We start from the raw sequence: 12504 nt of genomic DNA, 5'->3' as shown, positions 1-12504 counted from the left end.
TGTAAGTACTGAAAAACTGGAATAGTTAAGCTATACGCTTAATAGCTGTGCCCTCGTTTCTCTCCTTCTTTTCAACTTACTTCATAACTGCTAGGCTATGTTTTTTGTGCTAAACGTTTGGTCATAGAGCCATATATTTGCAAGAGAATATCCTTGATCCCATAACTCAAATTCCAATCCGGGTAATGTCTTTTAAACTTTGATACATCACTAATCCACCACCTTACGTCTGCAACTCTGCTGTTTTCTGAATAGCTGTAGTGCATTTTTTGACTCGTAATTTCTTCGCACAGAACGATTGCTTCCTTCATAGAACAATTCACAAACCTACCTCCCCCTGCATGATAGACCTCACCTCTTTGAGGATTTTGGTAAAAATGCCAGAACATATTTACCAAATCATAACTATGAATATTGTCCCTTACCTGTTTTCCTTTATGCCCGCAGATAGTATAGTTTCTACCGGTGAAAGCACACTTCATCAGGTAAGACAAAAATCCATGAAGTTCTACACCAGAATGTTTGGGGCCAGTTAGACATCCACATCGAAACACCCCGACCTTCATGCCAAAATGTCTTCCATACTCTTGTGCAACTATATCAGCAGCTAGCTTAGAAGCTCCAAATAGGGTGTGGTTAGTGTAATCGATGCTCATACTCTCATCGATTCCTTCAGTAAAGAAGCGATGATTCTTGTCAATCTCCCACCTAGTTTCTAACTCCACCAGAGGCAAATGCTCAGGCTGATCACCGTACACTTTATTTGTAGAAGTAAAAATAAATACGGCATCTGGGCAGAGCAAACGAGTTATTTCTAGTACATTAAGCGTTCCATTGGCATTGATGGCAAAATCTGTAAGTGGTTCAAGAGTTGCCCAATCATGGCTAGGTTGAGCTGCGGTATGCACTACCAGTTTTATATCAGAACTATATTCTCTAAAGATGCTCTCCAAATTTTGATAGTTTCGGATATCAGCATGATAATGACGATAATTAATAATAGAATCTTCTAGTCGCTTCTGATTCCATATGACTGACCCCTCACTGCCGAAAAGTGTTTGGCGGGTATTATTGTCTATTCCAACTACCAAATCGAATTTCTTGGAAAAAAAATCTACGGATTCACTACCAATAGATCCTGCCGAACCTGTTATAACAACTACATCCATATTCCCTTTAAAGTTTTACTGTTTCGTAATCCTTTCATCTGAGGCGATAAGTAAGACGGCAGACTAGCCATATCTCAATCTATTAATTTTTCTCCTAAAATTTTTGTCAAAAAAGCTAAACTCCGTTCAGCTTCATCAACTTGCCCACATTCCACACTTAAAAATATCTCTCTATCAAGAGGATCTAGAATTTTAAAAATACGTTCCCAATCAATCTCTCCTTCACCACAGGCACATCCTACAGGTGTCCCGGTAACAACTCCTCGCTCCTTCTCACTATGCTGCTGACTAATATCTTTAGCATGGATATGTACAACATAGTCTTTTACACGTTCTAAACCTTCATAAGGATCTTCAAAGTTAGCTAAATAAAAGTTCCCAGTATCCCAGTTAATTTTTATCCAAGGAGAAGGGACAAGGTTGACGATACTTAAAATTCCTTTTGAAGTACAGGTAAAAGTTCCATGAGGTTCAATGCAAATATATACTTTATGCCGTTGAGCAACAAAATTCGCTTTCGTTAATGTATATTTCATCATGGTATAGGCAAAATCATCTTCCATCCACTCAGGCTTATCCATGTCATCAGTATTAACGAACTTTGCCCCACAAGCTGCCGCAAAAACAATTGCTTGTGTTAAGCGCGGTACAGCTGCTTCTGGTTTCATCAGAGGACTGTGACCACTGATGCTACTCACTTTAACCCCTGCCTGATCACAGATTTCCTTCATTAATAAGGGGTCTTCCTCTGTAGAGAAGGAATGAAAGAAATTGACTTCACTCAATAGATCCCATCCGGTATGCACCATAGGTTCTACATATCGATAGCCCAAGTCCGCAGCTTTTTCAACTCCCCATTGAAATCCTTTACTAGCATTTTTGATGTATTCCATATTGAGTGTGAGCCTATACTTTGCCATAGCCGTTTAATTCCTTTTAATTCTATTGGTTAATATTTACTTTTTCGCGTTAAACTTTCTTCTGAATCTCAAGTTAGCTTTTCAAACATTTTAGTTTTGGGAGTTATTCAAAGTTTAAAATTGTGAATTTTACTAAACTTTACCAAGGAACTTTTAAATAGCTCATGATTCCATTTCTACTTCTTTATAGGAAAACAAAATATAATTAATGAAAGATTAAGCATTAATTAATAATAGATTAAAATTGCCTTGACATGGCTTTAAAATAATAAAAAAATGGATATATATAAGAGGATATTTTTAAAGTAAATCTAAAGTTGACTAATCAAATGAAATGGCAATGATAGGATACTTTTGAGATAGTGCATTTACGTAGCGTTCAATTTCAATAGCTAATGTCATGGCTGACACCCCAAAATTTTATTTCTGATATCCTTATTAGATACCAGTTAGCGATCGCGTAGAACTTGAAATGCCAAAAATTTTACTTAGCAAGAGTTTTAGCCATTTATTTTTAAGATTTTTTTATAGTTTTATTGATTTTTTTATAACTTTTTTATAAAAGGAGAGGTAGAACCACAAAAAACAGGACGGCTAGGTAAACTCAGCTTGGAAGACCAATTATTGATAACATTTGAAATCCTGAAAAGAATAGGGCACGTTAGTGCCAGACCCTAGACGTACCAAATGGTTCCCCAGAGGAAAGCTGTATGTAAATATTTGCTCAACCTTAATTAATCTCCGTTTCTTCAATCTAATAATAAGATTATCACTCTTTAGGCGTATTGACAAACCCGCTTTTAAAGAATAAAAACCTTGCTTAAAGTTTACATAATCTCTTCTTAATATCTGTCAAATATTTTAATACAGAGGTTCACACCAAGATGTAAAAAAGTGGTCTATGTAGCTTCTTGGAAAACGACAAGTTTTTTCTTACCAGACAGGACACTCGTTGCCGTAGTGTGCAGCAATACGGTTCAGTTATGGCTAAAAATAAATCAAAGGATTTTGTTTCGTTTTGCTCCCTTCACTTAACCTTGATAGATGTAATAAACCATGACCGAAATAATGCAAGAACAAGGTGATAAATTCTTTTTACAAGATGTTGAACTCATTCCTTCTTTACTCCAAAATTTGGAGTCAACGCAACCACCAAAATCATCAGTTACCGTAGGTGGTTTTCTAACCATAGATCAGGTTGTACAAGTTGCTCGCAATCATGTACAGGTAAATATAACTGATCAGAGCGAAATTTTAGAAGGCGTTCAAGCATCCTGCGATTACATTAATAAAGCAGTTGAAGCTGGTAAGCCGATATATGGTGTAACTAGTGGTTTTGGTGGAATGGCCAATGTTGCTATCCAACCTGAACAAGCAACTCAATTACAGAAAAATCTTGTTCGATATCATAAGGTTGGTGCAGGACAGATGTTACCTCTAGAAGATGTACGAGCTGCAATGCTTGTGCGGGCTAACTCTCACTTGAGAGGAGCGTCTGGAATTCGACTTGAAGTAATTCGACGGATGGGGATTTTTCTCAATGCTGGGGTTACTCCATACGTATATGAGTTTGGCAGCATTGGTGCCAGTGGTGATTTAACACCACTTTCATACATTACGGGTGCATTGTTTGGACTCGATCGCAGTTATCAAGTAGACTTTAATGGCGAAGAGATAAATGCTCTAACAGCGCTGTCTCGATTAGGATTACCACCGTTGCAACTCCAGCCCAAAGAAGGGCTAGCAATGATGAACGGTACCTCATTTATGACAGGTATCGCTAGTAACTGTGTCTATGATGCACAAGTAGCGCTGGCATTGACGATGGGTATCCATGCACTGTTTATTCAGGGTTTGAATGGAACAAATCAGTCATTTCATCCATTTATTCATCAGTGTAAACCTCATGTTGGTCAAGTTTGGGCAGCTTCTTGCATACTGGAGTTATTGCAGGGATCAAGCTTAATCCGCAATGAGTTAGACGGCTCTCATGACTATCGAGGGCAACAACCTATCCAAGATCGTTATTCACTTCGTTGTTTGCCACAGTATCTTGGACCGATTATCGAAGGAATTGAGCATATTTCTAATCAAATTGAGGTGGAAATTAACTCAGTTACAGATAACCCATTAATTGATGTTGCTAACCAAGCGACCTATCATGGTGGTAATTTTCTTGGGCAACACGTAGGGATTGCGATGGATCAGCTGCGCTATTACATCGGGCTATTGGCGAAACACCTTGACACACAAATTGCGCTTTTAGTTGCACCCGAATTTAGTAATGGACTCTCCCCTTCTTTAGTTGGTAATACTGAGTGTCTAGTTAATATGGGACTCAAGGGGCTACAAATCACTGGAAACTCAATTATGCCTCTGTTAGCCTTTTATGGAAACTCAATTGTTGACCGATTTCCGACTCACGCTGAACAATTTAACCAAAATATTAATAGCCAAGGATTTAATTCGGCGAATTTAGCCCGTCGCTCTATGGAACTGTTTCAACAATATTTGGCACTTGCGCTGATATTTGGAGTTCAAGCTGTCGATCTCAGAACTTATCTTATTGCAGGTCATTACAATGCTACTGAGTGTTTATCACCTACAACCCAAGAATTGTATCTAGCTGTACGAAACGTAGTTGGAAAACCGCCTTCATCCCATAGCCCCTACATTTGGAACGATGACGAGCAATTCCTCGACCAGCACATTGCTCTAATTGCTCATGACATTTCCATCGGTGGTCAGATTGTGCAAGCTGTTAACAAAATTAGAGCGAGCTTTTAGTCAGGATTCATCTAAAAGTGCTGATTAATTAGGTTGCTTGTTCAATATCTTCGCTAACTTATTAAATATTGACTATGATTTTTCGCAGTCTATATGCTGATGCTTCTATCCCAGTTCAGCCCCTAACAGAATTTGTATTGCAGGGAGCAGTAGAATTAGGTGACAAACCAGCTTTCATTGAAGGGCTGACCGATCGCATAGTGAGTTATAGACAATTGGCTTCCTCGATCGCTAAAGTTGCTTCTAACTTGACAGCCCGTGGTTTCTCAAAAGGGGATGTATTGGCTATTTACAGCCCTAACCTTCCCGAATATGCGATAGCTTTCCACGCTGTGGCAACTTTAGGCGGGATTACCACCACAGTCAACCCATCTTATACAGTCCAAGAACTTGTATACCAACTCAATGATGCTGGAGCAAAATATCTCCTCACTATTCCTGATCTGATAGAGCAAGCATCAGAAGCAGCTAGTCAGTCAAAAGTAGAAGAAGTGTTTGTGTTTGGTGAGGCAACACGAGCTACCTCATTTTCTGTGCTTTTAGAAGGCGAAGCGGAAGTAGCATCCATACACATCGATCCCCAAAAAGACTTAGTAGCATTACTCTACTCTAGTGGCACTACTGGTTTGCCTAAAGGTGTGATGCACACCCACCATACTTTACTGACAAACCTTCACCAATTTCAAAACTGCGAACCGATGAGCAAGGCTGATACAGTCATCGGTGTTTTACCTTTTTTTCATTGCTACGGCATGAACATACTGAATTACAGCCTTAGTTGTGGCGCTACTATTGTGACAATGCCGCGCTTCAATCTAGAGACATTTCTCAACCTGATCGAAAAACACAAAATCACCCGTATCCATGTCGCACCACCAATTGTGCTAGTACTAGCAAACCAGCCAATAGTGGATAAATACAATATGAAGAGCTTACGGGCAATTACTTCTGGAGGAGCGCCATTAAACCCCAAATCAATAGAACAGTGCGAAAAACGTTTTATCAATTGTGTCGTCAAGGAAGGCTATGGCTCAACAGAATCACTTCTGACTATGCTTACTCCAGACGAACGTGACAAGATTAAGCCAGGCTCAGTAGGCCAATGTCTCAGCAATGTGGAATGTCAAATTGTAGATGTTGATACCGGACACTCATTAAGCTGCAATCAACCAGGAGAACTGTGGATACGCGGGCCACAGTTAATGAAAGGCTATTTGAATAATCCAGAAGCGATCGCTAACGCAATTGATGGAGAGGGTTGGTTTCACACGGGGGATATTGTTTACGTTGATGAAGACGGTTACTTTTACATAGTCGATCGGATTAAAGACTTGATTAAGTGCAATGGATACTCAATAGCACCAGCAGAACTAGAAGCAGTATTGTTAAGTCATCCGGCTATTACTGATGCTTGTGTAATCAAAAGTCCTCATCGTACTTGTGGCGAGGTTCCCAAAGCTTTTGTTGTACTTAAAGAACCAGCTACACCAGAGCAAATAATGGAGTTTGTAGCTCGGCAAGTTGCACCTCAGAAAATAATCCGCAGGCTGGAAATTGTAGACAAAATTCCCAAATCAGCTTCGGGCAAAATTTTACGAAGAATATTGGTAGAACAAGAATTTATTAAAATAAAAGAAAATACAAAATTTGAGCAGCCATTAGAGCAAAGAATTGAATTTTTGCAGCAATTAGATAATACTTCTTTAAATCAAAGTCAAGAACTATTAATTGCTTACCTCCGAGAGCAATTTGCAAAAGTTTTAGAAATAAATTCACTTCAACATCTAGATACAGATCAGCCTTTGAAGGAACTGAGGCTAGATTCTCTGATGAATATCGATCTCAAGAATCGCATTGATACTGAATTAGGCGTAGACATACCCATAGATATATTTCTTGGCAACTACAATATTAACCAGGTACTAAACCTATTGCTTGAGCAATTAGCAGCAAAAAAGACAATTTTTTCAAAACCTTCATTAACCAATACTCATGCAAGTGAATTAGTGACAGATTTGAATTGTGAGGCTGTTTTGGACTCTACAATCTTCCCAGAATACCCCGCTAAGTCTTTTGTAAGCAGCGATCATTATTCTATTTTCTTAACTGGAGCTACAGGTTTTTTGGGAGCCTTTCTACTGCAAGAACTTTTGCAGAAAACCCAGGGAAACATTTATTGTCTGGTACGTTCTGCTGATACTTATTCAGGCAAAATCAGAATTCAAAAAAACTTAGAATCTTACGGAATTTGGAGAGAGGATTTCTCTACCAGAATTATTCCTGTTGTAGGAGATTTATCTCAACCATTGTTAGGTTTGTCATCTGAAGAATTTGAAAAGATGAGCAGCATAATTGATGTTATTTATCATAATGCCGCTTGGATCAACTATGTTTATCCCTACTCAGCATTAAAGCCTACAAATGTTTTAGGAACCCAGGGAATTCTCAGATTGGCGAGTCTTGTCAAAACCAAGTCAGTACATTACATTTCAACTGTTGCTGTTTTTGAATCGCCTGGCTATGCAGGAAAGGTAGTCACAGAATCAGATCGACTTGTTCATAGTGAAGGAATGAAACTTGCTTACTCTCAGAGTAAATGGGTAGCAGAAAAGTTAATGATGATAGCAATTGAGCGAGGAATTCCAGTTTCGATTTATAGACCATCATTTATTTCTGGTCATAGTCAAACAGGTGCTTGGTATAAAGATGACGTGATTTGTCGTACCATTAAAGGATGTATTCAAATGGGGAGTATGACAGACATAACTGATAGATTAGATTTGGCTCCTGTGGATTATGTCAGTCAAAGTATTGTTTATTTATCAAAGCAAAAAGATTCTATAGGAAAGGCTTTTCATATAAATAATCCCCAACCCTGTAATTGGAGACAACTAACAGATTTTATCAGTTCAATAGGCTATCCGATTAAACATATTTCTTATCAAGACTGGCAAATGCAACTGAGTAATATTGTACGCTCTAGAGAAAATCCTTTGTATCATCTCTTGCCTTTTTTTCTCAAAAACCTGCCTCAAGAAAAATTGGCTATTTCTCAGGAGAATCAGCAATTATCAGAGCCGCAATTTAGTTGCTCTGCAACGCAGGTTGCGCTGAATGGTAGTTCTATAACTTGTCCTCCCGTAAATATCCAGCTGCTAAATACCTATTTTTCGTATTTCAGTCGTAGTGGTTGGCTCGAATTAGCTCAAAATTAACATAAAAGAAGTGATGTATAAATTTGCTCTTTAGAAATACCTGAGTTCAGGTTTTAAGCTATCCTTTTGTGAGGTAAAAGCTTTACTAAATCAAACATACTTGTGTATATCCATACTCTTTTTTTGGCGAAGGTATTGCTCATATGAAGGAATTACGCGTAGTGAATGTGCTATCTGAATTTGATGCTCTCTTAGAGGCAGAACAAAATCAACTCAAAGTACTCAGTCCTCAAGAAAGAGGAAAACATCGAGATGAAATGATGCTGGCGGTTGGCTCACAAACTGGACAGTTCTTGAATATGCTTCTGAAAACGCAAGGTGGTAAACGCATTCTCGAAATTGGTACTAGCGTTGGCTATTCAACCATCTGGTTAGCAGAAGCAGCGCGGGTAAATAGTGGTCAGGTCACTACTCTCGAATGTCTTACTACCAAGCAAGCGCAAGCAATGGAAAATATCCGTAGGGCTGGTTTAGAAGATTTTGTAGACTTTCAACTTGGTGATGCTACACAGTTAATCGAGAATTTATCAGGAGCATGGGATTTTATCTTGCTGGATGCCTGGAAAGATGTTTACATTCCCTGCTTTGATCGTTTTTATGAAAAGCTAGCTCCTGGGGCAATTGTTGTTGCAGATAACATTACTTCTCCTCTCGATTTTCGCGCAATCATGAAGGATTATCAAGAATATGTCCGCAGCAAACCGGATTTAGAATCAATTCAAATCGATATTGGTCAAGGTCTGGAGTTAACGAGAAAAGCAATCTAATTTTTATGAGCCGATTACATAAAGGCTCTGATAGTTCTCAAAAATATTTAAATAACACAAAGAGCATGAATCAAGATGTATTTAAATTACCTGGGCTGGGAAGAGTATCTATATTTGATACCTTAGCTAATTTGAACGAAGAGAAATTAGCTTTTTTAGCCAAATGCTCTCTTGAATATGGAGATATTGTGCCGCTACAAATCGGTACAAATTCATCTTTATTACTCAATTGTCCCGCCTATATCGAGCAAGTATCAAAAGATCGGGCTTTGTTTATTAGAGGCCCGCATGTGCGTACTGCTTTACAAGGTCTACTTGGTGAAGGGATATTTATCAAGGAAGGAGAATCCTGGTTTCATCAACGACGCATTACTCAACCAGTTCTCTATCATAAGCGTATTACCAACTTTGGCGACACTATAGTATCCTATACGGAAGGCTTGCTTGATACTTGGCAAGATGGCGAAGTCCGTAATCTTCAGCCAGATATGATAGACCTCACTTTGGAAATTATCTGGAAAGTAATCTTCAATCACGAGCTAAGTGAGCAAGAAGCTCAAGATATTGCTTACATTTTAGGTGTATCTACAAGATTGTTTGAGAACCCACCCCATGAAGGAATTAATAAGCTAGAGGAGCAGTCAACAACAAATAACTTACGTTATGATCGCATTCTTCAAGAGATGGATCGATATATTTATTCCCTGATTCAGCGACGCAGGGAAAGTGGTGAAGATCCAGGCGATCTGCTCTCAATGCTGATGCACGTTCGTGATGAAGATGATAATAGTCAAATGAATGATAAGCAACTTCGAGACGAAGTTGTGTCTTTACTCTTTGCAGGACAAGAAGCAGTAGCCGTTGTCTTGTCTTGGACTTTTCTGCTGATATCTCTACATCCAGAAGTACAAACTAAGTTACAGGCGGAGTTAAACGAGGTATTGGGTGGTCGGTGTGCTTCAGTTGCCGATCTACCACACTTGTATTACACCGATTCGATAATTAAGGAGGCAATGCGTCTTTATCCACCGATCGCAGTTATGCCTCGTATAGCTACTCAAGATTACGAAATTGATGGTTACAAAGTACCAACAGGATGCACAGTTTTAATGAGTCCGTGGATAATGCATCGACATCCGCGTTACTTTGAACAGCCAGATATGTTTAATCCCGATCGCTGGGCTAATGGTTTGGAAAAGCGGTTGCCGAGAGGAGCCTATTTTCCATTTGGCAATGGGCCACGTATTTGTATCGGTAAGAGTTTGGCACAAATGGAAATGGTGTTGATCGTTGCAACTATTGCTCAAAAGTACCATCTGAAACTAGTGTCAGATTTTAATCTCATACTGTGGGCAACCCTTACACTCCGCTCAAAACAAGGTGTTCCAGTTCAGTTACATTTACGTGGAAGTGTTTAAAAGTGAAAAATGCCATAAGTAAATAAAAGGGAAAAGGTTAAAGGTTAAAGGTTAAAGGGGAAAGGGATGATGATTGTCGCCCACAATTGGTCTCGCTTTTTACCTTCCCCATAAAATTTGGATTATTTCGCTTTACTTCGGGCGAGGTTTTTACCTTTCCCCCTTCCCCTTCTTCATAAATTTATGGCATTTTATTAGCTCGAACAGCTTTCTAAAATCCATTCTTACTAGGCGTTAATTTGAGTTACTAACTACTATGACAGGAAAATTAGTTAATAAAGTTGCAATTGTTACAGGTGCATCATCTGGTATCGGTGAAGCAACTGCCATTGCACTAAGTATAGAAGGTGCAAAGGTTGTGATTACAGCTCGACGGAGCGATCGCTTAGAAGCCCTTGCTCAAAGGATTCGAGAAAAAGGCGGACAAGTGTTGCCGATTGTTGCAGACATTAGTGATGAGGCACAAGTTCAGCAGGTAATTGAGCAAACTCAAGCCAAATGGGGAACGGTAGATATTCTGATTAACAATGCTGGTGTGATGCTTCTGGGGCCAATTGAAGGAGCAGATACAGAAGACTGGCGGCGGATGTTTAATTTGAATGTTTTGGGATTGCTATATGGCATTCATCGCGTCTTACCAATTATGAAAGCTCAAGGTGGTGGACATATTATTAATGTGTCGTCTGTTGCAGGACGTGTGATCAAAGGCGGTTTTGCTGTATACTGTGCTACAAAATGGTCAGTAAATGTCATTTCTGAGGCGTTGCGTCAGGAAGTTTATAAAAACAATATCCGCATTACCAGCATTGAACCAGGACTGGTGGAGACTGAACTTACAAACCATATTACAAACGCAGAAGTAAAACAGAATGCAGAGAATTACTATCAATCCATGAAAAATCTTAGCAGTGAAGATGTTGCTAATGCGATCGTCTACGCACTAACGCAACCACCTCACGTTAATGTTAATGAAATTCTAATACGTCCAACAGAGCAAGGAGATTAACGAGTGTGGGCGGGCTTTTAACTTCACTCTTTTAGATGTTCCGAAATTTCCAAATCCAGACATTGACTTGCGATCGCATCCAAGAATTATTCGACCAACAATTCATTTATGGAAGTAGGGAATAGGAAAATCTAGTAGTCTGCCAAGGTAACTTTGCTAAGTAAAACCTCTAATTGGTAAAATAGCCAAAAACGGGGTATAACATGGCGAAAAAGTATATTGTTGACTTGAATGAAGATGAAGTTTCTCAACTGCAATCGATAATTAAAAAAGGTAAGCATAAAGCAAGAAACATAACCCGTGCAAACATTCTTCTGATGGCTTCGGAAGGAGAAACTGATCAAGCGATCGCTGATACAGTTAGAGCGCATGTTGCAACAGTGCAACGAATACGAGAAAAATTTGTCATTGGAGGGCTAGATTTTGCTTTAAAGGATGAAGTTCATCCACCAAAACCCAAAAAGTTGGATGAAAAACAAGAAGCATTTTTGATTGCAACTGCTTGTTCTAATCCACCAGTTGGAAGAGTACGTTGGACAATGCAATTATTAGCAGATCATTTAGTGAACGTTGGTATTATAGATTCAATCTCAGATGAAACAGTACGTCAGACTTTAAAAAAAATGAAATCAAGCCTTGGTTGAGAGAACAATGGTGTATTCCTGAAGTAAATGCTGAATATGTTTTCCGAATGGAAGATGTACTGGATTTATACAATGAGCCTTATGATCCTAAACGCCCTGTAGTCTGCTTTGATGAACGTCCCTACCAATTAGTAGAAGAAGTAAGACTTCCTTTGCCACCAGAGCCGGAGCAGCCTGAACGTTATGATTTTGAGTATAAACGTAACGGGACAGTAAATTTATTTGCGTGTTTTCAACCCTTGGCAGGCTGGCGGCATATCGAAGTTACAGAACGTCGAACTAAAGCTGATTTTGCTCTTCAGATGAAAAATTTAGTAGATGTTTGCTACCAAGAAGCTGATATTATTCGTTTGGTAGTTGATAATCTGAATATTCATACCCCCAGTGCATTATACGAAGTTTTTCCACCAGAAGAAGCACGTCGAATTATTCAAAAATTAGAGTTTCACTATACTCCTAAACACGCTTCTTGGCTGAATCAAGTAGAAATTGAATTATCTGTTTTATCTCGCCAATGTTTAGAACGGCGTATTCCTAATGCAGAAACATTAACTTCTGAAATTGCCGCTTGGGATCAA

Annotated in this window: 9 protein-coding genes; 7 read left to right on the top strand and 2 right to left on the bottom strand. The window is 38.9% G+C overall.

What is annotated here, in order from left to right; genetic code table 11:
* Positions 1-95: 95 nt before the first annotated feature.
* Positions 96-1169, bottom strand: coding sequence for an NAD-dependent epimerase/dehydratase family protein (locus RRG12_RS14465; RefSeq protein ID WP_420759770.1), 1074 nt, complete (start codon positions 1167-1169; stop codon positions 96-98).
* A gap of 74 nt (positions 1170-1243) precedes the next feature.
* The gene (locus tag RRG12_RS14460; RefSeq protein ID WP_420759769.1) at positions 1244-2062 is read right to left on the bottom strand and encodes a sugar phosphate isomerase/epimerase family protein; all 819 of its coding nucleotides are present in this window, start codon (positions 2060-2062) and stop codon (positions 1244-1246) included.
* A gap of 1083 nt (positions 2063-3145) precedes the next feature.
* On the opposite strand from RRG12_RS14460, the gene RRG12_RS14455 reads away from it, so the two are divergent.
* The 7 genes from RRG12_RS14455 to RRG12_RS14425 form a co-directional block, all read left to right on the top strand.
* Positions 3146-4876 carry an HAL/PAL/TAL family ammonia-lyase gene (locus RRG12_RS14455; RefSeq protein ID WP_420759768.1) on the top strand — a complete coding sequence of 577 codons (1731 nt, stop codon included), beginning with the start codon at positions 3146-3148 and terminating at the stop codon, positions 4874-4876.
* 74 nt (positions 4877-4950) lie between these two features.
* Positions 4951-8091, top strand: a complete 3141-nt coding sequence (locus tag RRG12_RS14450; RefSeq protein WP_420759767.1) for a thioester reductase domain-containing protein — start codon at positions 4951-4953, stop codon at positions 8089-8091.
* A 143-nt stretch (positions 8092-8234) separates the two neighbouring features.
* The gene (locus RRG12_RS14445; protein ID WP_420759766.1) at positions 8235-8858 is read left to right on the top strand and encodes an O-methyltransferase; all 624 of its coding nucleotides are present in this window, start codon (positions 8235-8237) and stop codon (positions 8856-8858) included.
* A gap of 5 nt (positions 8859-8863) precedes the next feature.
* A complete protein-coding gene (locus tag RRG12_RS14440; protein WP_420759765.1) occupies positions 8864-10276 on the top strand; it encodes a cytochrome P450 in 1413 nt (470 codons plus the stop codon).
* Positions 10277-10532: 256 nt separating this feature from the next.
* Positions 10533-11282 carry an SDR family NAD(P)-dependent oxidoreductase gene (locus tag RRG12_RS14435; RefSeq protein WP_420759764.1) on the top strand — a complete coding sequence of 250 codons (750 nt, stop codon included), beginning with the start codon at positions 10533-10535 and terminating at the stop codon, positions 11280-11282.
* Between the two features lie 203 nt (positions 11283-11485).
* Positions 11486-11926 (top strand): helix-turn-helix domain-containing protein, encoded by a 441-nt coding sequence (locus RRG12_RS14430; RefSeq protein WP_420759763.1) that lies wholly within the window; start codon positions 11486-11488, stop codon positions 11924-11926.
* Positions 11923-12504: IS630 family transposase (locus RRG12_RS14425; protein WP_420759762.1), on the top strand; the 582-nt coding region annotated here is incomplete at its 3' end. The genes RRG12_RS14430 and RRG12_RS14425, both read left to right, overlap by 4 nt.

It is taken from the genome of Nostoc sp. CALU 546 (genome assembly GCF_048836525.1).
Note: the sequence above shows the minus strand (reverse complement) of the source record. Positions and strands in the feature narration are given on the sequence as shown.

What these genes read in the sequence shown, in the direction of transcription:
- RRG12_RS14430 (WP_420759763.1), top strand. Translation starts at nt 11,486, where the DNA reads ATGGCGAAAAAGTATATTGTTGACTTGAATGAAGATGAAGTTTCTCAA.
- RRG12_RS14440 (WP_420759765.1), top strand. Translation starts at nt 8,864, where the DNA reads ATGAGCCGATTACATAAAGGCTCTGATAGTTCTCAAAAATATTTAAAT.
- RRG12_RS14465 (WP_420759770.1), bottom strand. Translation starts at nt 1,169, where the DNA reads ATGGATGTAGTTGTTATAACAGGTTCGGCAGGATCTATTGGTAGTGAA.
- RRG12_RS14450 (WP_420759767.1), top strand. Translation starts at nt 4,951, where the DNA reads ATGATTTTTCGCAGTCTATATGCTGATGCTTCTATCCCAGTTCAGCCC.
- RRG12_RS14435 (WP_420759764.1), top strand. Translation starts at nt 10,533, where the DNA reads ATGACAGGAAAATTAGTTAATAAAGTTGCAATTGTTACAGGTGCATCA.
- RRG12_RS14460 (WP_420759769.1), bottom strand. Translation starts at nt 2,062, where the DNA reads ATGGAATACATCAAAAATGCTAGTAAAGGATTTCAATGGGGAGTTGAA.
- RRG12_RS14455 (WP_420759768.1), top strand. Translation starts at nt 3,146, where the DNA reads ATGACCGAAATAATGCAAGAACAAGGTGATAAATTCTTTTTACAAGAT.
- RRG12_RS14445 (WP_420759766.1), top strand. Translation starts at nt 8,235, where the DNA reads ATGAAGGAATTACGCGTAGTGAATGTGCTATCTGAATTTGATGCTCTC.